This window comes from Tersicoccus mangrovi (genome assembly GCF_036881825.1).
In the GTDB taxonomy this organism is placed as follows: Bacteria; Actinomycetota; Actinomycetes; order Actinomycetales; family Micrococcaceae; genus Tersicoccus; species Tersicoccus mangrovi.
This window is the reverse complement of record NZ_JBAJMW010000011.1, coordinates 46194-72911: the sequence shown is the minus strand read 5'-3', so window position 1 is coordinate 72911 and position 26718 is coordinate 46194. Positions and strand designations below refer to the sequence as shown.

Annotated in this window: 23 protein-coding genes and 1 pseudogene; 2 read left to right on the top strand and 22 right to left on the bottom strand. The window is 72.7% G+C overall.

From position 1 onward, the window contains the following. Positions 1–36 precede the first annotated feature (36 nt). The 13 genes from dxr to pdhA all read right to left on the bottom strand — a co-directional run bounded on the left by dxr (position 37) and on the right by pdhA (position 14968). Positions 37–1293: a 1-deoxy-D-xylulose-5-phosphate reductoisomerase gene (dxr, locus tag V6N00_RS16805; protein ID WP_334234194.1), complete on the bottom strand. Its 1257-nt coding sequence runs from the start codon at positions 1291–1293 to the stop codon at positions 37–39. 87 nt (positions 1294–1380) lie between these two features. Continuing rightward, positions 1381–2115, bottom strand: a complete 735-nt coding sequence (locus V6N00_RS16800; protein ID WP_334234192.1) for a sulfite exporter TauE/SafE family protein — start codon at positions 2113–2115, stop codon at positions 1381–1383. A gap of 181 nt (positions 2116–2296) precedes the next feature. Continuing rightward, complete coding sequence (locus tag V6N00_RS16795) at positions 2297–2533, bottom strand: hypothetical protein (protein WP_334234189.1); 237 nt, start codon at positions 2531–2533, stop codon at positions 2297–2299. A 102-nt stretch (positions 2534–2635) separates the two neighbouring features. Further along, positions 2636–3493 (bottom strand): sigma-70 family RNA polymerase sigma factor, encoded by an 858-nt coding sequence (locus tag V6N00_RS16790; protein WP_334234188.1) that lies wholly within the window; start codon positions 3491–3493, stop codon positions 2636–2638. A 28-nt stretch (positions 3494–3521) separates the two neighbouring features. Continuing rightward, positions 3522–4340, bottom strand: coding sequence for an HpcH/HpaI aldolase/citrate lyase family protein (locus V6N00_RS16785; RefSeq protein ID WP_334234186.1), 819 nt, complete (start codon positions 4338–4340; stop codon positions 3522–3524). A 58-nt stretch (positions 4341–4398) separates the two neighbouring features. Further along, on the bottom strand, positions 4399–5325 hold the full coding sequence (locus V6N00_RS16780) for an NADP-dependent oxidoreductase (RefSeq protein ID WP_334234184.1): 927 nt from the start codon (positions 5323–5325) through the stop codon (positions 4399–4401). 10 nt (positions 5326–5335) lie between these two features. Continuing rightward, positions 5336–5914 (bottom strand): MaoC family dehydratase, encoded by a 579-nt coding sequence (locus V6N00_RS16775; protein ID WP_416385107.1) that lies wholly within the window; start codon positions 5912–5914, stop codon positions 5336–5338. 2 nt (positions 5915–5916) lie between these two features. After that, complete coding sequence (locus V6N00_RS16770) at positions 5917–7122, bottom strand: acyl-CoA dehydrogenase family protein (protein ID WP_334234182.1); 1206 nt, start codon at positions 7120–7122, stop codon at positions 5917–5919. After that, positions 7119–9371, bottom strand: coding sequence for an acetyl/propionyl/methylcrotonyl-CoA carboxylase subunit alpha (locus tag V6N00_RS16765; protein ID WP_334234180.1), 2253 nt, complete (start codon positions 9369–9371; stop codon positions 7119–7121). The genes V6N00_RS16770 and V6N00_RS16765 overlap by 4 nt, the downstream gene beginning before the upstream one ends. Before the next feature lie 4 nt (positions 9372–9375). After that, positions 9376–11004, bottom strand: coding sequence for a carboxyl transferase domain-containing protein (locus tag V6N00_RS16760; RefSeq protein ID WP_334234178.1), 1629 nt, complete (start codon positions 11002–11004; stop codon positions 9376–9378). A gap of 9 nt (positions 11005–11013) precedes the next feature. Beyond that, the gene (locus tag V6N00_RS16755) at positions 11014–12756 is read right to left on the bottom strand and encodes a dihydrolipoamide acetyltransferase family protein (protein WP_334234176.1); all 1743 of its coding nucleotides are present in this window, start codon (positions 12754–12756) and stop codon (positions 11014–11016) included. Further along, a complete protein-coding gene (locus V6N00_RS16750) occupies positions 12753–13802 on the bottom strand; it encodes an alpha-ketoacid dehydrogenase subunit beta (protein ID WP_334234174.1) in 1050 nt (349 codons plus the stop codon). Before V6N00_RS16750 ends, V6N00_RS16755 begins: the two co-directional genes overlap by 4 nt. After that, entirely contained in the window at positions 13799–14968 is a 1170-nt protein-coding gene (gene pdhA, locus V6N00_RS16745) for a pyruvate dehydrogenase (acetyl-transferring) E1 component subunit alpha (protein ID WP_334234172.1), read from the bottom strand. Before pdhA ends, V6N00_RS16750 begins: the two co-directional genes overlap by 4 nt. Before the next feature lie 181 nt (positions 14969–15149). Here pdhA and V6N00_RS16740 point away from each other — a divergent pair, with 181 nt between their 5' ends. Further along, positions 15150–15647: an Lrp/AsnC family transcriptional regulator gene (locus tag V6N00_RS16740; protein WP_334234171.1), complete on the top strand. Its 498-nt coding sequence runs from the start codon at positions 15150–15152 to the stop codon at positions 15645–15647. A 275-nt stretch (positions 15648–15922) separates the two neighbouring features. On the opposite strand, the gene V6N00_RS16735 is transcribed toward V6N00_RS16740, so the two are convergent. The 8 genes and pseudogenes from V6N00_RS16735 to rpsB all read right to left on the bottom strand — a co-directional run bounded on the left by V6N00_RS16735 (position 15923) and on the right by rpsB (position 23776). Then, the gene (locus V6N00_RS16735; RefSeq protein ID WP_334234256.1) at positions 15923–17539 is read right to left on the bottom strand and encodes a solute symporter family protein; all 1617 of its coding nucleotides are present in this window, start codon (positions 17537–17539) and stop codon (positions 15923–15925) included. A gap of 167 nt (positions 17540–17706) precedes the next feature. Beyond that, positions 17707–18015, bottom strand: a pseudogene (locus V6N00_RS16730) (DUF485 domain-containing protein); the annotation flags it as partial. A 612-nt stretch (positions 18016–18627) separates the two neighbouring features. Beyond that, positions 18628–19254: a DivIVA domain-containing protein gene (locus tag V6N00_RS16725; RefSeq protein WP_334234169.1), complete on the bottom strand. Its 627-nt coding sequence runs from the start codon at positions 19252–19254 to the stop codon at positions 18628–18630. Between the two features lie 82 nt (positions 19255–19336). Then, on the bottom strand, positions 19337–20317 hold the full coding sequence (locus V6N00_RS16720; RefSeq protein ID WP_334234167.1) for a phosphatidate cytidylyltransferase: 981 nt from the start codon (positions 20315–20317) through the stop codon (positions 19337–19339). Then, positions 20318–20875, bottom strand: a complete 558-nt coding sequence (gene frr, locus V6N00_RS16715) for a ribosome recycling factor (RefSeq protein ID WP_334234254.1) — start codon at positions 20873–20875, stop codon at positions 20318–20320. It abuts the gene before it with no gap. Positions 20876–20973: 98 nt separating this feature from the next. After that, positions 20974–21717 carry a UMP kinase gene (gene pyrH / locus V6N00_RS16710; RefSeq protein WP_334234165.1) on the bottom strand — a complete coding sequence of 248 codons (744 nt, stop codon included), beginning with the start codon at positions 21715–21717 and terminating at the stop codon, positions 20974–20976. Positions 21718–21861: 144 nt separating this feature from the next. Next, entirely contained in the window at positions 21862–22698 is an 837-nt protein-coding gene (gene tsf / locus V6N00_RS16705; RefSeq protein ID WP_334234163.1) for a translation elongation factor Ts, read from the bottom strand. Between the two features lie 148 nt (positions 22699–22846). Then, on the bottom strand, positions 22847–23776 hold the full coding sequence (gene rpsB / locus V6N00_RS16700; RefSeq protein WP_334234161.1) for a 30S ribosomal protein S2: 930 nt from the start codon (positions 23774–23776) through the stop codon (positions 22847–22849). Between the two features lie 810 nt (positions 23777–24586). On the opposite strand from rpsB, the gene V6N00_RS16695 reads away from it, so the two are divergent. Next, positions 24587–25156: a M23 family metallopeptidase gene (locus V6N00_RS16695; RefSeq protein WP_334234159.1), complete on the top strand. Its 570-nt coding sequence runs from the start codon at positions 24587–24589 to the stop codon at positions 25154–25156. A 221-nt stretch (positions 25157–25377) separates the two neighbouring features. On the opposite strand, the gene V6N00_RS16690 is transcribed toward V6N00_RS16695, so the two are convergent. Then, positions 25378–26565 (bottom strand): acyl-CoA dehydrogenase family protein, encoded by a 1188-nt coding sequence (locus tag V6N00_RS16690; RefSeq protein WP_334234156.1) that lies wholly within the window; start codon positions 26563–26565, stop codon positions 25378–25380. Positions 26566–26718: the final 153 nt, after the last annotated feature.

Here is a 26718-nt window from a genome sequence, read left to right as displayed (position 1 = left end):
CGTCGGTCTCAGCCGGCCGGGGCCGAGCCGTGGTGATCAGAGCAAGCCGAGCAGCTGGTGGGTGCGGGCACGCGCCCAGCGTTCGGCCTCAAGAACAGTATCCACGCTCAGCTGCCCGTCGGCCCGGTGTTCGCTGAGCACCCGCTCGATGATCTCGGTGATGGCGAGGAAGCCGATGCGGCCGGCGTGGAAGGCCTCGACGCACTCCTCGTTCGCCGCGTTGTAGACGGCCGGGTAGGTGGAGCCGGCGGACCCGGCCCGGCGGGCGAGCACGACGGCGGGGAACGCCTCGTCGTCGAGCGGCTCGAACCGCCAGTCGGCGGCCTTCGTCCAGTCGATGGGCGTCTCCGCGTCGGGCACGCGGTCCGGCCAACCGAGGCCCAGCGCGATGGGCACGGCCATCGTCGGCCGCCCGATCTGCGCGACGACGGCCCCGTCGACGAACTCGACCATCGAGTGGATGTACTGCTGGGGGTGGACGACGACGTCGATCGCGTCCATGGGCACGTCGAAGAGCAGGTGGGCCTCGATCACCTCGAGGCCCTTGTTGACCAGGGTCGCCGAGTTGGTCGTGATGACCCGGCCCATCGCGAAGTTGGGGTGGGCGAGCGCCTCGGCGGGGGTCACGTCGCGCAGCTGGTCGCGGGTGCGGCCGCGGAACGGGCCGCCGCTGGCGGTGACGACGAGGCGGCGCACCTCGCCCCGGCGGCCCGCGCGCAGGCTCTGGGCGATGGCGCTGTGCTCGCTGTCGACGGGCACCAGCTGGCCGGGGGCGGCCCGGCGGGTGACGAGGGAGCCGCCGACGATGAGCGATTCCTTGTTGGCCAGGGCGAGCGTGGAACCGGCGTCCAGGGCCGCCAGGGTGGGACGCAGCCCGATGGACCCGGTGACGCCGTTGAGGACGACGTCGGCCCCGACGGCGGCGATCCGGCTGGCGGCGTCCGGCCCGTGCTCGATCTGGGGGCGGTGCTGGCCGGCCCGGCCGGCAGCCCGGGCGGCGTCGTCGATCGCGTCCTGCAGGGCGGCCGGATCGCCGGTGGCGATGCCGACGGCCTCGGCGCCGACGGCCACGACCTGCGCGGCCAGCGCCGGGACATCGTGCCCACCGGCGGCCAGGGCGGTGACGCGGAAACGGTCCGGGTTGGCCCGGACGACGGAGACGGCCTGGGTGCCGATCGAGCCCGTGGACCCGAGCAGGCTGACGGTCCGCCGGTGAGAGCCGCCACCCGGGCCGGCGTCGGGTGCTGCGGTCCGTCCGGGGGGCGTGCGGGCGTCGTCGCGCGAGTCGGGCATCCGTCCAGTATGCCGCGACGCGTCGGGCCGATCCGTCACGGGGTGCGGCATCTCACGCCGCGGGGAGGCGGTCGTCCGTCATGTGCCTCAGAGTGCCGACAGGCCCTTGACGAGAAGCGAGACCGCGCCCAGGAAGGCGATGGCGACGACGATGCGGCGGGCGACGGTGGCGGGCACGTGCGGGGCGACGCGCTGGCCGATGAGCAGTCCCCCGGCGGTGCAGCCGATGATCGCGACCCACTGCCACGGTTGCAGACCCGGCATGCGGCCGCCGGAGGCCACCCACTTGGCGCCGAGCGAGCACAGGCCGAGGGTGAGGAAGTAGGGCTGGAGGGTGGCCGCGAAGGTCCGGTGCGGCCAGCGGCTGAGCATCGCGTAGACGCTGACGGCGGGGCCGCCGATCCCGGCGGCGGCGTTCATCGCGCCGGACGCGACGCCGCTGACGACGAGCGTGGCCGGGCCGGACAGCACGACGGAGGTACGGGTGAGCAGCACCGAGACGGTCAGCGCGGCGATCAGGAGGACCCCGATGGCGATCTCGAGGGTCGGCCCCGGCAGGGAAGCGGCGAGCCAGGCGCCGGGCACGATGCCGACCAGCGCGCAACCGACGAGGGCCGCGAAACGGCGCCACTCGATGTCGCGCCGCACGAGGGGGACGGCCATCGCGGCGGAGACCGCGGCGCAGAGATTGACGAGCATCACCCCGTCGAAGGCGCCGAGAACGAGCACGAGCACCGGGGAGACCGTCAGCGCGAAGCCGAGCCCCGAGATGCGTTGCGCCGCGGCCCCGACGACGGCGGCGACGAGGACGAGGGCGAACACCCGCGTCACTCTACCGACGGGCCCCGGACGTCCGTCGTGACACCGCCACACCAGGCCGTCACGCCCGCGGGTCGGGGCCCGGTTTCGTCCACTGGTCGATAGGTGACCGTTCTCCGCCGTCGGCGGCAGGGAAACCGTCATCTATCGACCAGTCAGCACCGGCCCGTCAGGACTCGGGCCGTCAGGAGTCGGGCAGGCCCGCGAACGTCGCCTTGACGTCGTTGTACCAGGTCATCGACTGCCGCGGATGACGCCAGCGGCCCTTCATCGCGTTGCGCGCGTCCTGGTGGGTGGCGTCGCCGGTCTTCTCCGCCTCCTTCAGGTGGCGGTCCTGCGCCTTGATCACGTCGTCGGCGGTCGCGCCGCGGTGGCTCAGGTCGCAGGGTCCGCCGAGCTGACGGCAGGTCATGGTCTTCATGGTGGGCTCCGTGGGTCGTCGGTGGAACGTCGTACACCGTGATGACGAGCGGGCGGCCGGGAGTGTGACCGAGCGCGTGAAGGGGCGGGACGGCGACGCCGGTCAGGCGAAGTCCGCGCCTCGGCGCCGGCGCACCCGGGCGAGGACGGCGCCGTCGGCGCGGAAGGTGATCTCCCGGACGCGGCCGTCGAGCACGGTGAAGTCGAAGAACACGGCGGCCCGGCCCCGGTGGTACCAGGCGGAGCCGGCGCCGTCCCCGACGAAGACGGGCAGAGCCGCCCGGGCGCTGCCGTTGAAGAAGGCAGCGACAGCGTCGCGGCCCTCGACGAGTTCCGGGGTGCCGGCGGCGACGGCGGGCTCGTCGGCGGTGATGCGGGCGTCGGGTGCGAGGAGCGCGACGAGGCGGGCGAGCTCGCCCTCGCGGGCCGCCGCCATGAAGGCGTCGACCACCTCCCAGGCGGCGGGCCGGTGCTCGAACTGCTCCGACGGCTGCGTCACCTTCGCCCGGGCCCGGGACGCCAGCTTCCGGGCGGCCGCCGGGGTCGTGTCGAGCATGGCGGCGATGGCGGGGAAGTCGACCGCGAACGAGTCGTGGAGGACGAATGCGACGCGTTCGGCCGGGCTGAGCCGGTCCAGGACCACGCCGAGCGCACCGCCGACGGCGTCCGTGAGAACGGCGGCGTCGGCCGGGTCCGGCGTCGTGGCGGCCTGCTCGGCCGGCCCGGTCGCCTCGGTCGTGTCGACGGGCACGGCGATGCGGGCCTTGAGGCGATCCAGGCACAGGCGGGTCGTGACGGTGGTCAGCCAGGCCGGCAGGTTCTCGGCCGGCCCGTCGGCACCGTGCAGGCGCAGCCACGCCTGCTGCACGACGTCCTCGGCCTCGGCCCGGTCGTCCAGGATCCGTGCCGCGACCCGGAGCAGACGCGGGCGTTCGGCCTCGAACTCGTCCGTCGCGTCCACGTGGGTCCTCTGCCGTCGTCCGGTCGAGCTAGTGAGCGGCGCGGGCGACGAGGGCGCGAGCGTGCCGCAGGATCGGTTCGTCGATCATGGCGCCGCGCCAGGAGAACGCGCCGGGCCGGTGCTCCGCCTCGGCGAGCAGCTCCCGCGCGTCGGCGACCTCCTCGTCGGACGGCGCGAACGCCGCCCGGACGGTGGCCACCTGGGAGGGGTGGATGCAGGCCTTGGCCGCGAAGCCGGTGGCGGCGGCGTCCTGGCATTCGGCGGTCAGCCCCTCGGTGTCCGCGATCGCGGTGTAGACGGCGTCGATCGCGGCCTTGCCGTGCGCCCCGGCGGCCAACAGCGTCATCGACCGGGCCTGGGTGGCGACGGCCCGGTACCGCCCGTCCGCGGTGCGGCTGCTCGTTCCGCCGAGGGAGGCGACGAGGTCCTCGGCGCCCCACATCAGGCCGATGACGTTCGGTTCGGCGGCGATATCGGCGACCGCGAACACCCCGGCCGCGGTCTCGATCAGCGCGATCACGTCGTGCCCGGCCAGGGCGCGCACCTGCGCGGTGGTCTCCGTCTTGGCGAGCATGACGGTGCGGTACGGCAGGTCGGCCAGGGCGGCGACGTCGGCGTCGAAGTCCTCGGTGCCCGCCGCGTTGACCCGGACGATCGTGCGGGCGGGGTCCAGCGGGTGCTCCGCCAGATTCGCCCGCGCGGTCTCCTTGTCGACGGGGGCGACGGCGTCCTCGAGGTCGAGGATGACGGTGTCGGACCGGTCGGCGGCCTTGGCGAAGCGGTCCGCACGGTCGGCCGGACAGAACAACAGGGCGGGGCCGAGGGTGAAGGTCGAGGAGGTCGTCACAGCGTCGATGCTACGGGGCGCGTCCACCGGCGGTCTCCGGCCCGGATCGGTCACCGCATCAGTCGCGGTCCGCCACCACGACGACGTTGCCGGCCGCGTGGCCGTCCTCGACCGCGGCGATCGCCTCCTCCGCCCGCGCGAGCGGGACGGCGAAGGTGACGACGGGCGTGAACGCGCCCGCCGCGACGGCCTCGGCGATGGCGGTGAACACCGCGGTGGTGCGTCGCCGGGTGACGCTGGAGCCGCCGAGCTCGGCGGCCAGCTGCGGCGCTGCACCGCTGCGTATCCGGGCCCGGTCGCGGATCAGGGCGGCCGCGTCGCGGAGCACGTCCCCGCCGACGAGGTCGATCACGCCGTCGACGGCACCGTCGGTCGCCAGCGACCTGACGCGGTCGGTCCAGCCCTCGCCGGAGAGGACGTGCACCGCGCCGAGGCCCTCGACGAGCTCCCGCTTGCCCGCGGAGGCGACCCCGATCACGGTCAGCCCACGGCCGGCCGCGATCGCGCAGGCCGCGGAGCCCACCCCGCCGCCGGCACCGAGCACGAGCAGGGTCGCGCCGGTGGGCAGGTCGAGCTCGTCCAGGGCGTCCCATGCGGTGCCGACGGAGACGGGGATGGAGGCGGCCTGCTCGGGCGGCACGCCGGCCGGTCGGCGGGCGACGCCGTCGGCGGCCAGGAGCACGAGATCGGCGATGGCTCCGGTGCCGGCGGCCGCGGGACCGAACACGGCGTCGCCGGCGGCCCACCCGTCGACGCCCTCGCCGACCGCGACCACCTCACCGGCGGCCTCGCGGCCCATCGTCATGGGGAACCGGACGGCGAAAACGCCCTGCCGTCCGCCGCTGCGCACCTTGATGTCGCCGGGATTGACGCCGGCGGCGGCCATGCGGATCAATACCTCGCCCGGTCCGGGCACGGGCTCCGGGACGTCGACGTGCGCCGTCGCCTCGGGACCGCCGTGCGCGGAGAAGGCGAACGCGTGCATCAGGCCGGGCTCATTCGGCGTTCTCGTGCCGCCGGTGGGCGTCCTCGCACCACACGAGCACCGAGCGGGTCGCGATGGCCACCACGGAGCCGTGCTGGTTGCGGGCGGTGTGCTTGAGCGTCACGATCCCCTGGCCGGGACGGCTCTGCGAGAGCCGCTTGCCGACGACGACGGTCGAGGCGTAGACCGTGTCCCCGTGGAAGACGGGGGCGGGGAACTCGACGGCCTCGAAGCCGAGGTTGGCGACGATCGTGCCCTCGGTCAGCTGGGCCACCGACAGGCCGACCAGCAGGGAGAGCGTGAACATCGAGTTGACCAGGCGGCGCCCGAACGGCTGGCCGGATGCGAAGTGCTCGTCCAGGTGCAGGGACTGGCTGTTGCCCGAGAGCGTCGTGAAGAGGACGTCGTCGGCCTCGGTGATCGTGCGACCGGGCCGGTGCTCGTAGACGACGCCGGACCGGTACTCCTCGAAGTACAGGCCGCGCTGGCGCACCGTCTCGGTGATGGGGATCGGGCCCGTGCGCGGGTGCTCCCCCGCGCGGGCGTCCCCCGTGGCGGCGCCGCGCGTGGCGGTCTCCTCCGTCGTCATGCTCACTCCAGTCCCAGCGAGCGGGCGATGAGCATCTGCTGCACCTCGGTGGTCCCCTCGCCGATCTCCAGGATCTTGGAATCACGATAGTGCCGGGCGACGACGAATTCATTGATGAAGCCGTACCCGCCGAACACCTGGGTGGCGTCGCGGGCGTTGTCCATCGCCGCCTCGCCGGCGACGATCTTGGCGATCGAGGCCTGCGTCTTGAAGGGCTGGCCGGCCGTCATCCGCGCCGCCGCGTCACGCCACGCCAGTCGCGCGGTGTGGACGCGGACCTGCATGCGGGCGATCTTGAAGGCGATCGCCTGGTGCGCCCCGATCGCCGAGCCGAACGCACGCCGTTCCTTCGCGTAGCGGACGGCGGCGTCGAGGCAGCCCTGCGCCGCCCCCGTGCCGAGAGCGGCGATGGCGATGCGCCCCTCGTCGAGCGTGTGCACGAAGTTGGCGTAGCCGCGGCCGCGCTCGCCGAGCAGGTTGGCCTCGGGCACCCGCACATCGGTCAGGGTCAGCGGGTGGGTGTCGGACGAGTTCCAGCCGACCTTGTCGTACGCCTTCTCGGCGCGGAAGCCCTCGGTGGGGACCGGGACCAACAGGGTGGAGATCTCCTGGCGTTCCCTGCCCGTCCGGTCCGCGCCGGTGCCCGTGACGGCTGTGACGGTGACCAGGCTGGTGATGTCGGTCCCGGAGTTGGTGATGAATTCCTTGCTGCCGTTGATCACCCACTGCCCGTCCTCGAGCCGGGCCGTCGTGCGGGTGCCGGAGGCGTCGGAGCCGGCTTCCGCCTCGGTCAGCCCGAAGCCGGCGAGCGCCCGGCCGGCGGCCAGGTCCGGCACCCAGGCCGCCTTCTGCTCGTCCGTGCCGTAGTGCAGCAGCGGCGAGATGCCGAGCGAGACCCCGGCCTCGAGCGTGATGGCGATGGACTGGTCGACGCGGGCGAGCTCCTCGATCGCCACGCACAGGGCGACGTGGTCCCCGCCCATCCCGCCGTACTCCTCGGGCACGGGCAGCCCGAACAGGCCGAGCTCGCCCATCTGGGCGACGACCTCGTACGGGAAGGTGTGCGCGGCGTCGTGCGCGACGGCGGCGGGAGCGACGACGGTGTCGGCGAAGTCCCGCACCATGGCGGCCAGATCGGTCAGCTCCTCGTTCAGGCCCGCCGTGCTGAGGTCGGCGCTGGTGTGGGAGCTGTGCAGGACGTCGGTCATCGGGGGTTCTCCTCGTGCGGAACGGTCTCGGGGGTCGTGTCGGCGGGGGTCGCGTCGGCGGGGGTGACGTCGGCGACGACGGTGCCGGCGGCGACGCGGTCGCCCACGGCGACGTGCACGGCGACGACGCCGTCGGCGGGGGCGGTGAGGGCGTGCTCCATCTTCATGGCCTCGACCACGACCAGCGGGGCGCCGGCGGTGACGGTGGCGCCGGCCTCGGCCAGGACCGCGACGACGGTGCCCGGCATGGGGCTGCGCACCTCGGGATCGACGCCGGTCGCGGCGCGCACGGCCCGCGCCCGCGCGGCCGCCAGGGCCGCGGCGCGGTCGATCCGGTGGAGGGTGACGGTGTGCGGGTACGCGGCCGGGCCGCCGGACGTCCGCGTGCCGGTGCCGCCGGTGCCGGCGCCTCCGTGGGCGTGGACGGCGTCCCCGGCGACGGTGACCCGCCAGGGGCCGGACGGCGTCACCGGCTCCCCGTCGACCAGCGCCGTCACCGCGCCGTCAGGTCCGGAGGTGGCCTGCGTGACGGTGACGACGCGGTCGGTGCCGTCACCGTCACGCAGGCGCAGGCGGTCGACCCGACCGCCGAGCCGGAAGCCGGCGGCGCGGGACCAGGTCCCCGCCGCCGGGGCGTCCGGCGTTCCCCCCAGCGCACGGGACCGGGACGGTTGTCCGTCGTCCCCGATCCCTTGGCCCTGCGGGTGTCCCCGATCGCGTGCGGTGCCCTCCGCGGCGCGATCTGTCCCGTCCCGCTCCGCCACGAGCAGGGCGACGGCGATGCCGGCGACGTCGGCGTCGCCGGGACGCCACCCGGTCAGCTCCTCGAGGCTCCGGTCGATCAGGCCCGTGTCCAGGTGGCCGGCCCGGACGTCGGGGTGCGCGATCAGCGCCTGGAGGGCGTCGACGTTGGTGCCGACGCCGAGGACCACGGTGTCCGCGAGCGCACCCGCGAGCCGGTCGAGGGCCTGCCCCCGGTCCGCGCCGTGCGCGATGATCTTGGCGAGCATCGGGTCGTAGTCGGTGCCGACGACGGTACCGGGCAGCAGGGAACTGTCGACGCGCACGCCCGGTCCGGCCGGTTCGGCGAGGGCGACGACGGTCCCGGCGGTGGGCAGGAACCCGGCAGCCGGGTCCTCCGCGTAGAGCCGGGCCTCGACGGCGTGCCCGGTGAGAGTGACGTCGTCCTGCCCGATCCGCAGCGGCAGGCCCGCGGCGATGCGCACCTGCTCCTCGACCAGGTCCAGCCCCGTGATCATCTCGGTGACCGGGTGCTCGACCTGCAGCCGCGTGTTCATCTCGAGGAAGTGGAAGCGGTCCGGTTCGTCGGCGGAGACGATGAACTCGACGGTGCCGGCGCCCCGGTAGTCCACGCTCGCGGCAGCCCGGCAGGCGGCAACGCCCAGCTCGGCGCGGGTCGCGGCCGAGATCAGCGGCGAGGGCGCCTCCTCGATCACCTTCTGGTGGCGCCGCTGGAGGGAGCACTCGCGCTCCCCCAGGTGGATGACCGTCCCGTGGTCGTCGGCGAGCACCTGCACCTCGATGTGCCGCGGGGAGGTGATGAGGCGTTCGAGCAGCAGGCTGTCGTCCCCGAAGGCGGCCGCGGCGGTGCGCCGGGCCGTGGCCAGCGCGGCGGGCAGCGCGGCCGGCTCCGTGACGGCGACCATGCCCTTGCCGCCGCCCCCGGCCGAGGGCTTGACCAGCAGCGGGTAGCCGACGCGGTCGGCGGCGGCGATCAGTCGCGCGTCCCGGTCCTCGTCATCGACGCCGGTACCCGCCTCCGTCGCGAGGTCCGCGTCGTCGACGCCGGGCACCACGGGGACGCCGTGGGCGGCGACGTGCGCCTTCGCCCGGATCTTGTCGGCCATCGTCACCAGCGCGCGCTTGCCCGGGCCGATGAGGACGATCCCGGCCCGCTCGCACGCGTCGGCGAGCTCGGGGTTCTCGGAGAGGAAGCCGTAGCCGGGGTGGATGGCCTGCGCGCCGGTGTCCTTCGCGGCGCGGACGACGGCATCGACGTCGAGGTAGCTCAGCCGGGCGGCGGCGGGACCGATGAGCACGGCGCGGTCGGCCTCCCGGACGTGCCGGGCGCCGGCGTCGGCCTCGCTGTAGACGGCGACGGCCTCGATGCCGAGCCGGTGCAGGGTCGCGATCACGCGGCAGGCGATCTCGCCACGGTTGGCGACGAGCACGGTGGAGAACAGCCGGTCCGTGCCGGCCTGGTTCAGGAGAGTGGATTCGGTCGTCATGGCCTCACATCCGGAACAGGCCGAAGCGGTGGTCGTCGGGCAGCGGGGTCCGGCTGACGACGTCGAGCGCGAGGCCGAGCACCGTGCGGGTGTCGGCCGGGTCGATGACGCCGTCGTCCCAGAGCCGCGCGGTCGAGTACCAGGGGCTGCCCTGCTGCTCGTACTGCGCGACGACCGGCTCGGTCAGGGCCCGCTCGTCCTCGGCGGTGAACTCCTCCCCCGCCGCGGAGGCGGCGTCACGCCGCACCGTGGACAGCACGGCGGCGGCCTGCGCGGACCCCATCACGGAGATCCGGGCGTTCGGCCACATCCACAGGAACCGCGGGCCGTAGGCGCGGCCGCACATCGAGTAGTTGCCGGCGCCGAACGAGCCGCCGATGATCACGGTCAGCTTCGGCACCCGGCAAGTGGCGACGGCGGTGACCATCTTGGCGCCGTGCTTGGCGATGCCGCCGGCCTCCGCGTCGGCGCCGACCATGAACCCGGTGATGTTCTGCAGGAAGATCAGCGGGATGCCACGCTGGTCGCACAGCTCGATGAAGTGGGCACCCTTCAGGGCCGATTCGCTGAACAGCACTCCGTTGTTGGCGACGATGCCCACGGGGTGGCCGTGCAGGTGCGCGAACCCGGTGACCAGGGTGGAGCCGTAGTCGCGCTTGAACTCGCTGAAGGCGCTCCCGTCGACGAGGCGGGCGATCACCTCGCGCACGTCGTACGGGGTGGTGGTGTCGACGGGCACGACGGCGGTCAGGGCCGCGGGGTCCACGGCGGGCTCGACCGACGCGCGCACGGTCCACGCCGGGGCGGCCGGCTCGGGCAGGGTGGCGACGATGTCGCGCAGGATCTGCAGGGCGTGGGTGTCGTCGTCGGCGAGGTGGTCCGCGACCCCGGACGTGCCGGTGTGCAGACGTCCACCGCCGAGCTGCTCGGCGCTGATGTCCTCCCCGATGGCGGCCTTCACCAGCGGCGGCCCGCCGAGGAAGATGGTCCCCTGCTCGGCGACGATGACGGTCTCGTCGCTCATCGCCGGCACGTAGGCACCGCCGGCGGTGCACGACCCGAGGACGGCGGAAAGCTGCGGGATCCGCGCGGCGGAGAGGTTGGCCTGGTTGTAGAAGATCCGGCCGAAGTGCTCACGGTCGGGGAACACCTCGTCCTGCAGCGGCAGGAACGCGCCGCCGGAGTCGACGAGGTACAGGCACGGCAGCCGGTTCTCGAGCGCCACCTGCTGGGCCCGCAGATGCTTGGTGACCGTCATCGGGTAGTAGGTGCCGCCCTTGACGGTCGCGTCGTTGCACACGACCATCACCGGCCGCCCGGCCACCAGCCCGATGCCGGTGATCAGCCCGGCGCCGGGGCACGCGTCGTCGTACATCCCGGTCGCGGCCAGGGGCGAGAGCTCGAGGAACGGGCTGCCGTCGTCGAGCAGCTGCTCGACCCGTTCCCGGGGCAGCAGCTTGCCGCGGTCGCGGTGCCGCTTGCGGGAGGCCGCGGAGCCACCGAGCGCCGCGACGTCCAGGCGGCGCCGCAGTTCAGCGGCGAGCTCGGCGTGTGCGGCGGTGCGCCGGGCGACCATGGGATCGACGGCCGCCGTGTCGAGTGCGCCGTCGAGGGTGCTGGTCAGCGTGTCCATCGGTGCCCGTCAGACCAGCGTCAGCGTGGCGCCGGGCGCGCGCAGCACGGCACCGACGTCGGCGAGGAACCGAGAGCCGGCCTCCCCGTCGACGAGCCGGTGGTCGAAGGACAGGCTCAGCGTCATCACGTCGCGCAGCGCGATCTGGCCGTTGTGCTCCCACGGCGTGCGCCGGACCTGCCCGGTCGCCAGGATGCCCGCCTCCCCGGGGTTGAGGATCGGCGTGCCCGCGTCGACGCCGAAGACGCCGACGTTGGAGATCGTGAAGGTGCCCCCGCTCAGGGCCGCGGGAGTCGTGCGTCCCTCCCGGGCGGCAGCGGTCAGGTCGCGCAGGGCGCCCGTCAGCGCCCGCAGGTCGAGAGCGTCCGCGTCCTTGATGGTCGGAACGACGAGCCCGCGGGGCGTCGCGGCGGCGATGCCGAGGTTGACGTAGCCGAAGCGGACGATCTCGCCGGCGGCCTCGTCCCAGCGGGAGTTCAGTTCCGGGTGTCGGCGCAGGGCGACGAGCACGGCCTTGGCGACCAGGGCCGTCATCGTCGGCCGGTCCTCCCGCCAGGCCCGGTCCGCGCGCAGCGACTCGAGCAGGGCGACGCTCTCCGTCACGTCGACCGTCAGGAACTCGGTGACGTGCGGGGCGGTGAACGCACTCGCGACCATGGCCGCGGCCGTGTGCTTGCGGACCCCGCGGATGGGCTCGCGCGTCTCCCGGGCGGGCCCTCCCGCGGCGGGTGCCACCGGCGTGGTGGCGGCGGCCGCCGCGGACGCGGAAGTGGACGTCGCTGCGGGTGCGTTCACCGGAGTCGGAGCGGCGAGCACCGACACGGTCGGGGCTGCCGCCGCGGCCGTGACGTCGTCCCGGGTCACCAGGCCGCCGCGACCGGTGCCGGTCAGGGACTCGAGGTCGACGCCCAGGTCGCGGGCCAGTTTGCGCACGATGGGCGTGCTCAGCCGACGCTCGAGCAGCTGGCCGTCGCGGCGCCCGTCGACGGCAGCACCGCTGCCGCCACGGCGGGCGCTCGCGCCGTCCTGGTCGGGGCGCGGCAGGTCGGGCGCACCGGGCAGGGGCGGGATCTCGGGTCCGTTCGGGGAGAGCGGCTCGTCCGGCCGGCCGGGCAGCGGGGGGACCTCCGGGCCACCCGGGCGCAGGGGCTCGTCCGGTCCGGTGGGCAGGGCGGGCTCGCCCGGCGTGTGGCCGGGCAGCGGCACGCCGGGCTCCTCCGGGCGCGAGTGATCCGGCTGCGGCTGGTCGGGCTGCGGTTGCTCGGGATCCGGCTGGTCGGGATCGCGCGGCACGCGCGGAGCGTCCGGCACCCCGGGCTGACCGGGCTCGTCGCCCGGCTGCGGCTCCGGCTGATCGTCGGCAGACCCGGTGGAACCGGCGACGGCCACGGCCCGGCGCCGCCGGGTGGGACGACCGCTCCCCGCGGGCGCCGCACCGTAACCGACGAGGGTCGGTTCGCGGCGAGCCGCACCCACCTCACCGGTACCGGCACCGTCGCCGGAGCCGTCGGCCGCGGGCACGTCGATGGCGAGGATCGGCGTGCCGACGTCCACGGTGGTGCCCTCGGCCTGCAGCAGCCGCTGGACGACGCCGTCCCACGGGCTGGGCAGCTGGACGACGGCCTTGGCGGTCTCGACCTCGGCGATCACCTGATTCAGGGTGATGCTCTGCCCCTCCGTGACCTTCCAGCTCACGATCTCGGACTCGGTCAGGCCCTCGCCGAGGTCCGGCAGCGCGAATTCACGGATCACGAAGCAGCTCCGATCAGGGAGGTGGAGGACGACGCGCCGGCGAGCGCGTCGAAACGGGAACCGGTCTGGGAGTTCTCGCGCCCGACGAGCCGGTCGACGGCGTCGAGGATGCGGTCCAGGTCGGGCAGGTGGTGGTCCTCGAGCCGGGCCGGCGGGTAGGGGATGTCGAAGCCGGTGACGCGTTCGGGCGGCGCCTGCAGCGAGTAGAAGCAGCGAGTGGTGAGGACGGCGACGATCTCCGCGCCGAGGCCGCCGAATTCGCCGGCCTCGTGGGTGACGAGCAGCCGCCCCGTCTTCCGCACCGACGCCTCGAGCGTGGCCAGATCGAGCGGGTAGAGGGAGCGCAGGTCGATGACCTCGAGGTCGACGCCCTCGTCCTCGGCCGCGGTGGCGGCGTCCAGGGCGGTGGCCACGAGCGGCCCGTAGGCGATGACGGTGGCGTCCGTCCCGGGTCGCACGACGGCGGCGCGGGTCAGGTCGGCCTCCCGCGCGTCGTCGACCTCGCCCTTGCCCCAGTAGCGTCGCTTGGGTTCGAGGAAGACGACGGGGTCGTCCGAGGCGATGGCCGCACGCAGCGTGCTGTAGGCCTCCTGCGGGGTGGAAGCGCTGACCACCCGGAGTCCCGCCGTGTGGGCGAAGTAGGCCTCGGGGGACTCCGAGTGGTGTTCTGGGGAGCCGATGCCGCCGCCGAACGGGATGCGGATGGTCACCGGCAGAGTCACCGCACCCCGCGTGCGGTAGTGCAGCTTGGCGAGGTTGGAGACGATCTGGTCGAAGGCCGGGTAGACGAAGCCGTCGAACTGGATCTCGACGACCGGCCGGAAGCCGCGCATGGCCAGGCCGATCGCGGTGCCGACGATGCCGGACTCGGCCAGCGGCGTGTCCATGACCCGGTGCTTGCCGAAGCGGGCCTGCAGCCCGTCGGTCACCCGGAAGACGCCACCGAGAGCGCCGATGTCCTCGCCCATCAGGACGGTCTTCTCGTCCCGATCCAGCTCGGCCGCGAGCGCCGCGTTCAGCGCCCCGGCCATCGTCATCGTGCTCATGCCCGCGCCCCCCTCGACGCCGTGGGCCCCGCCTCGATGCCGTCGACCTCGCCGTGCACGGAGTCCAGGTAGAGCAGGTAACGGTCGCGCTGGTCCTCCAGCCACGCGTCCGGCGTGCTCAGCACGTGCTCGAACAGGCTCTCGGGCGTCGGGTCGGCCATCGACGTGATGCCGGACCGCAGGCCGGCGGCGGCACGGTCCGCGGCACGCGTGGCGTCGGCGTCGAGCGCGTCGACGTCGTGCCCCTCGGCCGCGAGCAGCGCGCGGACCCGGGCGAGCGGGTCCCGCCCCTCCCACTCGGCCCGCAGACCGCGGTCCTCGTAGCGCGTCGGGTCGTCGGCCGTGGTGTGCGGGCCCATGCGGTAGGTGACCGCCTCGATGTAGGAGGGGCCCTGTCCCGCGCGGGCCCGGGCGAGGGCCTTGCGGGTCACCGCGGTGACGGCGAGGACGTCGTTGCCGTCGACGCGGACGGAGGGGATGCCGAAGCCCGGGGCGCGGTCGGCGATGTGGCCCTGCGCCTGCAGGCCCACGGGCTCGGAGATGGCCCACTGATTGTTCTGACAGAAGAACACCACGGGCGCGCCGAAGCTGGCCGCGAAGACCATGGCCTCGTTGACGTCGCCCTGGCTGGTGGCACCGTCTCCGAAGTAGACGATGGCGGCCTCGTCGGAGCCCTCGGCCTTGATGCCCATCGCATACCCGGTGGCGTGCAGGGTCTGCGCGCCGATGATGATCTGCGGGGTGGCCATCTGGGTGGCCGTCGGGTCCCAGCCGCACGAGGCGGCACCGCGCCACAGGCGGAGGATGTCGACCGGGTCGACGCCGCGGGTGTAGGCGACGCCGTGCTCGCGGTAGCTCGGGAAGACCATGTCGCGGGCGTCGAGGGCCCGGCCGGAGCCGATCTGCGCGGCCTCCTGGCCGGTCAGCGGCGGCCACAGGCCGAGCTCACCCTGTCGCTGCAGCGCGGTCGCCTCCGCGTCGATCCGCCGGATGACGCTCATGTCGACGTAGAACGAGGCGAGGCCGTCCGCGTCGATGTCCTCGACGAGGGCGTCGAAGACGGGATTGACCCGGCGTTCACCGGTGGGGCTGATCAGCTGGACGAGATCGTCGACGAGCTGGCCGCCCTGGTTGAGGGCATCGAGGATGAGACTGTTCACGGACACGGCTGACACGCTGCTTTCGCATCAAGGGTCGGGATCGACGCGGTGGCGTCATCACCCGGGCGGGCTCCGTCGGCCGCCTGACTGTGAACTTACTCACAAGCATCACACCGCGCAATGATCTGCCACGCGACTGAGCATGTCGCACATCTGAGCATCGTCTAGCTTGGCAGAAGTGGTCACCATGGCTACTGTCGAGCCCATGATGCTTGCCGATTCAACCGATCTGCGGATCCTGCGGGACATGGTGCTGCACCCCCGCCGGACGGCGGTCGCGATCAGTGGTCGGCTGCGTCTGTCGCGCAACACCGTGCAGAGCCGGTTGGGGCGGCTCGAGGAGGGCGGCGCCTTCCTCCCCTTCGCGCACCAGGTGGCCCCGGCGGCGCTCGGCTACCCGCTCACGGCGTTCATGTCGGTACAGGTGCAGCAGCCCGAGCTCGAGACGATCGCCGAGACCTTCGGCCGCATCCCCGAGATCGTCGAGGCGCACGGCACGACCGGGACCGCGGACCTGCTCGTGCGCGTCGTCGGCGTCGACGCCGAGGACCTGTTCCGCATCCACGGCGCGATGCTCGCGTGCCCCGGCGTGATGCGCATCGACACGTCGATCTCGATGCACGAGATCATCCCCCACCGGGTGCTCCCCCTGATCGACCAGGGACTGGCCCGCGGCGGAACCTGACCGCCGCCGGCGCCGGAGCTGGAACCGACCCGCGACGGGGCGGAGCCGGGGCGACGCAGCGCGTCCCGTTCCCTCACCCGCAGGTGAGGGAACGGGACGCCGTCCCACGGGGTCCGCTGCCGAGGATGCGGCCGGTGGACCCGTGGATTCAGGGTTCGANGGAGGGACCGGGACGCCGTCCCACGGGGTCCGCTGCCGAGGATGCGGCCGGTGGACCCGTGGATTCAGGGTTCGATCCGGCTCAATGTTCGATCCGGCTCGGTGTTCGATCCGGCTCAGTGCTCGACGGCCTTCTCGGCGCCGACGCCGGTCAACGAGCGCACCTCCATCTCCGCCTGCTTGCGCCGGCTCTCCCCCGCCCGGTCGGTGATCGAGCCGACCCAGCCGAGCAGGAACGCCAGCGGGATGGACACGAGCCCCGGGTTGGACAGCGGGAAGATCGCGAAGTTCGCGCCGGGGATCATGGCCGTGGCCGAGCCGGAGACGACCGGGGAGAACGCGATGAGCACGATCGCCGCCGCGAGCCCCCCGTACATGCTCCAGACGGCGCCGCGCGTCGTGAACCGCGGCCAGAACAGGGAGTACAGGATCGTCGGCAGGTTGGCCGAGGCGGCGACCGCGAAGGCCAGCGCGACGAGGAACGCCACGTTCTGCCCCTGCGCCCCGATGCCGCCGATGATCGAGACGATGCCGATCACCACGACGGTCCGGCGTGCCACCTTCACCTCGCCGCCCGCGTCGACCTGGCCGCGCCGCACGACGTTGGCGTAGATGTCGTGCGCGAAGGACGCGGCCGCGGTGATCGTCAGGCCGGCCACGACCGCGAGGATCGTGGCGAAGGCGACCGCCGAGATGAAGCCGAGCAGCAGGGAGCCGCCCAGGTCGAACGCGAGCAGCGGCGCCGCGGAGTTGACGCCGCCGGGGGCGGCCTTGATCCGGTCCGCGCCAATCAGCGCCCCGGCGCCGTAGCCGAGGACGAGGGTGAAGAGGTAGAAAATGCCGATCAGCCAGATCGCCCAGACGACGGACCGACGCGCCTCCTTCGCCGTCGGCACGGTGTAGAAGCGCATCAGCACGTGCGGCAGGGCCGCAGTGCCGAGCACGAGCGCCAGGGCGAGGGAGACGAAGTCCAGCCGGGAGGTCGGCGTCTTGCCGTACTGCAGCCCCGGGTTGAGGATCGCCTCGTTCCCGCCCGCCGTCGCCACCGCGTGGTCGAGCAGCGTGGAGAGGTTGAAGCCGTGCAGGGCGAGCAACCAGACCGTCATCACGGCAGCACCGACGATCAACAGGCCGGCCTTGATGATCTGCACCCAGGTGGTGCCCTTCATGCCGCCGACCAGCACGTACAGGATCATCAGGGCGCCCACGACGACGATGACGACGGACTGCCCGAGCCGGTCCGGGATGCCGAGCAGCAGCGACACGAGGCCGCCCGCGCCGGCCATCTGCGCGAGCAGGTAGAAGAAGCAGACGGCCAGGGTGGTGATGGCCGCGGCGATCCGCACCGGCCGCTGCCGGAGCCGGAACGAGAGCACGTCCGCCATCGTGAACTTGCCGGTGTTGCGCAGCAGCTCCGCGACCAGCAGGAGGGCGACGAGCCACGCGACGAGGAAGCCGATCGAGTAGAGGAAGCCGTCGTAGCCGTTGACGGCGATGGCGCCGACGATGCCGAGGAAGGACGCGGCGGAGAGGTAGTCCCCCGCGATGGCCGTCCCGTTCTGCGGTCCCGTGAAGGACCGGCCGGCGGCGTAGTAGTCCGCGGCCGTGCGGTTGTTGCGGCTGGCCCGCAGCACGATCACGAGCGTGATGACGACGAAGACGCCGAAGATGAGGATGTTGACCCACGGGGTGCCGACCTGCTCGTTCGGGGCCATGGGGACGAGGCCGGGCATGAGGGCCGGCAGGGCGTGCGGTGCGCTCACGAGGGGTCTCCTTCACGGGTGACGGTGGTGCCAGGGGTGCTGGTGGAACGGCCCGTGCCGCCGGCGTCCCCGCGGGCGAGCACGTCGACGTCGCCGTCGAAGGTGCCGGCGGTGGTCGGCGCCCGGTGATAGGGCGAGTCGCTGCCCTCGAGCTCGTCCCGGAGGGCGGCCGCCTGCGGGTCGAGCCGGCGATTGGCGTAGGACACGTAGCCCATGGTGATGGCGAAGGTGGTCACGAACTGGGCGAGCCCGAGCACGAGCCCGACCGTGATCGACCCGACCAGCCGGGTGGCCATGAACTCGTGCGCGTAGTCGGCCAGGAGCACGTAGAGGAAGTACCAGACCAGGAACGCGGCGGCCATCGGGAAGACGAAGCTGCGATGGCTGCGCCGCAGGTGGACGAACCGTTCGTCGCGCTGGACGCCCACGAAGTCGACGTCGCGCAGGTCGGCCGGCTCGGCCGACTCGGTGGTGGTACCGGAGCCGGTACGGGCGTCGGTCGACGTGCCGACGTCGGGCGTCGTGTCGGCGCCCGTCGCAGCGGCGTGCCTGCCCACCGGCTCGTGGGCGTCGTCCTCCGCGGTCTGCGGGCCGGGCGGCAGGTCGCCGTGCCTGGCCTCGTGGCGGCCGGGGTGGTGATCGTCGGGCGTCGGGTCGAATCCCGCGCCCGGATCGGGGTCGTCGTGTGATGGATGGGTGCCCATGGGTCCTCCTTGACGGATGAGCAGGTGCGCTCGGCGGCGAACCGACACCCGGGTCCGGGCGTCGGCGGGCCGACCGGCGTGCAGCATCCCGGCCGGGCCGGTGGTGGAGCATCACGTACGAGCGACGCGGAGCACCGGGATCACCGGGATGGACCCGGCGGACGTGATCCACATCACTGCGCACAGGCTAACCGGCACCACCGACGGACGGTGGTGCCGACACGTTGCGCGGCACAACAAATCTGCGGCAGCACGACGAGGAGGCGCGGCGGCGGAGCGGCCGGCGCCGGTCCGGACACGGCCGGCGAGGGAGATGTCCCGGTCGGCCCGGGAAGGACTCAGACGCGGAAGGGATCAGCCGCGGGAGCGGAGGACGTCGATGACGCGGTCGAGGAAGAGGTCGACCTGGCCCGAGTCGTAGGCGTCGGCGCCGCGCTGCGGGGAGAAGCGCGCCGCGCGGATCTCCTCGACCCGCAGCGCCGTGCCGCCGTCGAGATGTTCGCCCACCCGGTCGCACAGGGCGTCGACGTCACGCTGCCGGTAGCCGGGCCGCCGGCCGGTCGGGACGCGGAAGCGGTGTCCCGGGCCGCGGGTGATGCGGGCACGGACGACGGCGAGGGCCTGGTCCAGGTCGGCACGACGGGTCACGTCGGCGTCCTCCCGCTCGCGCCGGGCGAAGGCGTCCTCGAGCCGGTCGAGTTCCTCGTCCACCTGCTGCGGGTCGTAGCCACCCCGCACGAGGTCGAAGACGGCGTCGCGCAGGTGGCCGCTGCCGAGCGACGCGTCGGCGGCGTCGGTCGCCCAGGCCTCACGCACGCGGGCGAGGAAGGCATCGACCTGGGCCGGACGGTAGCCGCGGCGGCGGTGGGGAACGAGCGTGAAGGCCGTCCGCGCGGCGCGTTCGGCCGGAGGCGTGACCGGCAGAGCCGCCGGTGTTCCTGCCGTGGTCGTGGCAGGACCCGACTCCCCCGTGGCGCTCATCGGCCGTGTCCTTTCAGAACCCGGGCACCGCGCCCGGGGTGGCCGCGGGTCGCGAGCCGGGCCGACGGCGGGGCCGACCTGGTCACAACTGCGGCATCAGCAGTTCGAACATCAAGAATGCCACCGGCGACGCGATAATGACGGAATCGAGCCGATCCATGACACCGCCGTGTCCCGGCAGGATCGTGCCCATGTCCTTGATCCCCACTTCGCGCTTGACCATGGATTCTGCCAGATCGCCGAGCGTTGCGGCACCGACCGTCGCGACCGCCATGACGGAGCCGACCCACCAGCTCTGGCCGAGCAGCAGGGTCGCGCAGAGCAGGCCGATCACGGCCGCTCCGACGATGGAGCCGGCGAAGCCCTCCCACGTCTTCTTGGGGCTCACGCGCGGGGCCATCGCGTGCCGCCCGAACAGGACGCCGACGATGTAGCCGAAGGTGTCGTTGGCGACCACGAGGAGCAGCATCGTGATGAGTTTGAGGGCGCCGTCGTGGGTGCGCACGAGCAGCAGCGCGAAGCTGACCATGAGCGGGATCCAGGTCAGGGCCATGACCCCGGCGCGGGCCGCCGCGGGGGCGCCCGGGCGGGGGTCGATCGCCCGCCACAGCACCGTGAGCAGGCAGGCGCCCACGAAGGCGAGCGTGAGCGCCTCGGGGCCACCGAGATAGGCGGCGAACGGCAGGACGGCCGCGCCGAGCGCGACCGGGATCCGGGGCACGAGCACCTGCCGGAACGCCATCGCCCGCGCGAACTCGATCACGCCGACGACGACGAAGGCAGCCACGAAGGCGGTGAAGAGCAGGGGCGAGAACAGCAGCCCGACGATGAGGGCACCGAGCAGCGCGAGCCCGACGGCGATCGCGGCGGGCAGGTTGCGGCCGGCACGCGACGGTGTCTTCCGCGCGGTACGGTTGGCCCGCCCGTGCGCCGGCGGCAGCAGGCTGAAGCGGCGGGTCCCCCGTCCGGGCGCTGCCGTGGCCGCGGCCTGGACCGGCGACCCGAGCGGCGCGGAACCGGCCGGGGGGTGCCCTGGCCCGTCCGGCGTCGGGAGATCGCTCATTCAGACGTCCAGCAGCTCGGTCTCTTTGCGCTTGAGCAGCTCGTCGATCGAGTCCGTGTGCCGCTTGGTCGCCGAGTCGAGTTCCTTCTCGGCGCGCGTGCCCTCGTCCTCCCCGACCTCGCCGTCCTTGACGAGCTTGTCCAGGTCGTCCTTGGCGCGGCGACGGATGTTCCGGACGGACACCTTCGCCTCCTCCGCCTTGTTGCGGACGAGCTTGATGTAGTCCCGGCGGCGCTCCTCGGTCAGCTCGGGCATGACGATCCGGATGACGTTGCCGTCGTTGGCCGGGTTGGCACCCAGGTCCGAGGCGCGCAACGCCTTCTCGATGTCGTTGAGGGACCCCTTGTCGTAGGGGGTGATGAGCAGGGTGCGGGCCTCGGGGTTCTGGAAGGAGGCCAGCTGCTGCAGCGGGGTCGGAGCCCCGTAGTAGTCGACGGTCAGCTTGGCGAAGAGGGACGGGTTCGCCCGGCCCGTACGGACGGCGGCGAAGTCCTCCTTCGCCACGTCGACGGCCTTGTCCATCTTGTCCTCGGCTTCGAGCAGAGTGTCGTCGATCACGCGCGTCTCCTTGGCGTCGTCGGTCTGAAGGGTCTCGTTCGTCATCCTATCCAGCGGACGGGGGCCGACCGGTCCGGCGGGCCCCCGCCCCGCGGGCCTCAGGCGGTGATGACGGTGCCGATCTGTTCGCCGAGGATGGCCCGGGTGACGTTGCCAGGGCCCTCCATGCCGAACACGAGCATGGGCATGCCGTTGTCCTTGCAGAGGCTGAAAGCCGTCTGGTCCATGACCCGGATGTCGCGGTGCAGGGCCTCGTCGTAGGTGAGGCGGTCCAGCTTGGTCGCCGAGGGGTCCTTGCGCGGGTCGGCGGTGTAGACGCCGTCGACCCCGTTCTTGGCGGCGAGGACGATGTCGGCGTGCACCTCGAGCGCGCGCTGGACGGCGACGGTGTCGGTGGAGAAGTACGGCAGGCCGGCGCCGGCGCCGAAGATGACGACCCGGTTCTTCTCGAGGTGACGGATGGCCCGCCGCGGGATGTAGGCCTCCGCGACCTGGCCCATCGTGATGGCCGACTGGACGCGCGTCTCGACGCCGGCCTGCTCGAGGAAGTCCTGCAGCGCCAGGCAGTTCATCACGGTGCCGAGCATCCCCATGTAGTCGGCGCGGGAGCGGTCCATGCCCTCCTGGGAGAGCTCGGCGCCACGGAAGAAGTTGCCGCCGCCGACGACGATGGCCACCTCAACCTCACCCTGCGTCCGGGCGATCTGGTCGGCGATGCCCCGCACGGTCGACGGGTCGACGCCGAGCCTGCCGCCGCCGAACACCTCGCCGGAGAGCTTGAGCAGCACCCGACGACGGTGGGGTCCGGGTTCGTGGGCGAGGTCGGGATTGTGCGTCGGCATGGGCGCCTGCCTTCCGGGTTTCACAGGGTGGACGCGACGACGGGGGTGGTCACCCGGATCCAGGTGACCACCCCCGTCGTCTGCGTGGCCCGGTCCGCCGCCGGGCGGCGGACCGGGTACTGCTGCTGGTGAGAGGCCGGGCGCTCAGGCGCCGACGCGGAAGCGGGCGAAGCCCACGGCCGTCGTGCCGGCCTCCTCGAGAACCTTACCAACGGTCTTCTTGCTGTCCTTCGCGAACGGCTGGTCGAGGAGGGCGACCTCCTTGAAGTAACCGGTCAGGCGACCCTCGACGATCTTGGTCAGCGCGGCCTCGGGCTTGCCCTCGGCGCGAGCCGTCTCGTCGGCGATGCGCCGCTCGTTCTCGACCGTCTCGGCCGGGACGTCGTCCCGGCTCAGGTAGGTCGGGGCCATCGCGGCGGTGTGGACGGCGACGTCGTGCGCCACGGCCTGGGCCGCGTCACCGGTGCCGTCGACGGCCACGAGGACGCCGACCTGCGCCGGCAGGTCCTTGGAGGTCTTGTGCAGGTACGCGTCGACGGTGGCACCCTCGACCCGGACCACGCGCCGGACCTGGACCTTCTCACCCAGGAGGGCACCGGCCTCGGTGACCTGCTCGGAGACGGGCTTGCCGTCGATCTGCGCGGCCAGCAGGGAGTCGAGGTCGTTCGCGCCGGAGGCGATGGCGGCCTCGAGGACCTTGTTGCCGAACTCGACGAAGGGGGCGGCCTTGGCGACGAAGTCGGTCTCGCAGTTGACCTCGACCATGACGCCGACGGAGCCCTCGACGCGGGCGGCGATCAGGCCCTCCGCGGTCGAGCGGCCCTCGCGCTTGGTGACGCCCTTCAGGCCCTTGACGCGGATGATCTCCATGGCCTTGGCGGCATCGCCGTCGGCCTCGTCCAGCGCCTTCTTCACGTCGAGCATGCCGGCGCCGGTGCGCTCGCGCAGTGCCTTGATATCCGCAGCGGTGTAGTTCGCCATGACATCTCCTCTGGTTGGATCGGTGCGGGCCGCTCTCGATGTCGGCCCCAGTCGTGACTGCGGACCGCCCTGGTGAAGTGCGGTCCGCAGTCGCGGCGGCAGTGCCGCCGGTGGATCAGGAGGAAGCCGCGGGCTCAGCCCGCGGACATCACTCGGCCGGGGTCTCGGTGGCCTCGGCGGCGGTCTCGGCCTGCGCGTCGTCCTGCTCGGCCGTGGCCTCGGCGGCGACCGGGTCGACGACCTCGTTCTCGGAGACCTCGACGTCGGCAGCCGCCTCGGTGGTGGTCTCGTTCTGCTGCGCGTTCTGCGCACCCTCGAGAAGCTCGCGCTCCCACTCGGCCATGGGCTCCTCGGTGCTCGGGGCACCGTCCTTGCCCGCGGCGCGGTTGTTCTTCGCGATCAGGCCGTCGGCGACGGCGTCGGCGACCACACGGGTCAGCAGGTTGACGGAGCGGATCGCGTCGTCGTTGCCCGGGATCGGGAAGTCGACCTCGTCCGGGTCGCAGTTGGTGTCGAGGATCGCGACGACCGGGATGCCCAGCTTCTTGGCCTCGTCGACCGCCAGGTGCTCCTTCTTGGTGTCGACGATCCAGATCGCGGACGGGGTCTTCGCCAGGTTGCGGATACCGCCGAGGGTCTTGTCGAGCTTGTCCTTCTCGCGGCCGAGGAGCAGCAGCTCCTTCTTGGTGTGGCCGGAGGCGGCGACGTCCTCGAAGTCGATCTCCTCGAGCTCCTTGAGGCGGGAGATCCGCTTGGAGACCGTCTGGAAGTTGGTCAGCATACCGCCGAGCCAGCGCTGGTTCACGTAGGGCTGGCCCACGCGGGTGGCCTGCTCGGAGATGGCTTCCTGGGCCTGCTTCTTCGTGCCCACGAACAGGATGGTGCCGCCGTGCGCGACGGTCTCCTTGACGAACTCGTAGGCGCGGTCGATGTAGGACAGCGACTGCTGCAGGTCGATGATGTAGATGCCGTTGCGCTCGGTGAAGATGAAGCGCTTCATCTTCGGGTTCCAACGGCGGGTCTGGTGACCGAAGTGGACGCCGCTGTCGAGCAGCTGGCGCATGGTGACGACGGGCATGTCGACACTCCTTCCGGCAGCGGTGGCCCTCCGGCCTGCTCCACTGCCTGTTGACGGTTGATCGCTCCCGGACAGGCGTCCGGGCCGCCCGGCGGGCGGTCGCTCCTGGTGCCCGGGACGGTGGATCACCGTGGACCTCCCGACCGGGCATCAGCCCGGACCGTGGGGAGGAACCGTCATCTCGGGTCACCGTTCACCGGCGACCGTCGACGTCTGCGCGCGGACACGCGTAGTCAGCCGAGGACACTCGACTGCTCGTGCAAGTCTACCGCAGTCGCGGAGTGCTCCCGGCCGCCGGTCTGAGGGTGCGGCGGGCGGGCGGGGACGGGCGCAGCCCGTCCCACGACACGCTGCGGTCGGGCGGGAGATGACGCCATATCCCTGTCGACGACGGCGTGTCCCGGGACAGGATGCGGATGCCGGTCGACCCGGCGGTGCTCCGCTCAGCCGGGCGGACGGATAGAGCTTCTCCCTCCCCAGGCAGGGACCTGCAGGCCGTCGTCCCCAGAAGGGCACGAGCCGACCCCGCGCCGGCTGCGGTCGGAGCACGCTCAGCTCATGACGACGTCGATACCGACGCGGCGCGATCCGCATGACCCCACCGGAGGACGGGACGCCCGATCGTGGGGAGAGCCACCGCAGCTCGGCGAGCCCCCGCAACGCCGGATGATCAGCGAGCCGCGACACGGCGGACTGGTCGGCGGACCGCGTCGAGGCCAGCTGGTCGACAGCCGGCGACAAGGGCAGCTCCGACGAGAACGACGCGGGTCCGGGCAACCGCTTCCGCAGCGAGCCGTCGTCGCTGCGGTCGTGCTCGCCTCTCTGGTGGCTGCCTCTCCCGCCGCCGCACCGGCGTTCGCCGGGGACCGGTTACCGGCCGTCGCCGGTGGCGGGACGATGAGGACGGGCACGACCGGGGTGCCGCGGGCGAGCCCGACCCCGGCACCGCGCGGGTGGCAGTGGCCGCTGCAGCCGCGTCCGGCAGTGCTGCGGCCGTTCGACGCGCCGGAGCAGCAGTGGTCGGCCGGCCACCGTGGCGTGGATCTGGCGGGAGGGCCCGGCTCGGCGGTCCGCAGTCCGGCCGCGGGCACCGTGGTGTTCGTCGGCGTCGTCGTCGACCGCCCCGTGCTGGCCATCGCCCACGCGGACGGGCTGCGCACGAGTGTCGAGCCGGTGACGGCGACGGTGCACCGCGGTGACCGTGTGGCCGCCGGTCAGGTGGTGGGTCAGCTCGCGGGTGGGCGCTCGCACTGCTCCCCCGCGACGTGCCTGCACTGGGGCGTGCGCCTGGGCGAGGACTACGTCGACCCGCTCAGCCTCATCCTCGACCGTCGGCCGTCGATCCTGCTGCCGCTCTCACCGTCCGGCGGGCTGCCGTGAGCGACCCGGGCCGTGATCGACGATCGGGGGTGAGTGCCGTCGGTCCGGAAGCGGGCCGTGAGCGACCGTGGCGCCCAGCCTCAGCGGGCTCCCCCGTCGGAACACTGCCGTGAGGGCGGCCGGGAACGCACGGGCGCCGCCGCGGTCCGGTCCGAACCGGTCCACGACGGCGCACGTCGGAAAAGAGATCCCGGACACCCGACGGCGCCCGGGGCCGGGGATCACACGAAGGCGGAGATGCCCGTGACGGAGCGGCCGGTAATCAGCTTGTTGATCTCCTGCGTGCCCTCGTAGGTGTAGATGGCCTCGGCGTCGGCGAAGATCTTGGCCATCTCGTAGTCCACGACGATGCCGTTGCCACCGAGCAGGCTGCGGCCCATGGCCACCGTCTCGCGCATCCGGGCCGACGCGAAGGTCTTGGCCAGCGCGGCGTGCTCCTCGGTGGCCTGGTCGCTCGCCTCGAGCTGGGCGACGCGGACCAGCAGGCCCATCGACGCCATGGCGTTGCCGAGCATCGTGGCGAGTTGGTCCTGCACCATCTGGTTGGCGGCCAGCGGCTGGCCGAACTGGTGGCGCTCGACGACGTGCTTGCGGGCGACGTCGAAGGCCGCCATCTGCTGGCCGACGGCCTGCCACGCGACACCGATGCGGGTGGCGCGCAGCACCTTGTTGGTGTCGCGGAAGCTGTTGGCGTGGGCGAGGTGGAACTCGTCGCCGACCACGAGGTTCTCGAGCGTGATGTCCGCGTTCTGCACGGTGCGCAGCGAGATCTTGTTCTCGATCTTCGTGGCCGTGTAGCCGGGAAGGGAGGTGTCGACGAGGAACGCCTTGACCTTGTTGTCGGCGACGTCCCTGGCGTAGATCACGACCCAGTCGCTGAAGGTGGCGTTGCCGATCCAGCGCTTGGCGCCGTTGAGCACCCAGCTGTCGCCCTGACGCTCGGCGGTGGTGCGGGTACCGCCGGCGACGTCGGAGCCACCGAGCGGCTCGGTGAGGCCGAATGCACCGATCTTCTTCATCGCGTAGATGTCGGGCAGCCACGCCTCCTTCTGCTCCTCGGAGGCGAGCAGCTCGATCGAGCCGGTGAACAGGCCGTCGTGCACGCCCATGAAGGTCGCGATGGAGGTGTCCGCGCGGGTGAACTCGGCGTGGATGAAGCCGGCGAGCAGCGGCGAGTAGCCGAGGCGGCGCACGGGCGAGACGATGTCCAGCTCGGCGATCTTCGGGATGATCTCGTGCGGGAACTCCGCCTTGTTCCAGGCGTCGCGGGCGATCGGGCGGACCTCGGCGTCGAGGAACTCCCGCACCTCCTTCAGACGCACCTGCTCCTGAGCGCTGAGGAGTTCCTCGAAGTGGAGGAAGTCCCCGCTCGCGTAGGGGAGGTTGTTCGGATCGACGTCGTGGGCCATCGAGTTCCTGCCTTGTTCGACTCGGGTGCTTCGCGATGGCCTCCGAGGACGGGCCGGCCATCGCCCGTTTGGTTACTGATGAGTAACAAGATCGATTATGCCAGTTGCGGCGGCAACACGGAAGGCGACGCCGGGGACGGGAGACGGCCGTGG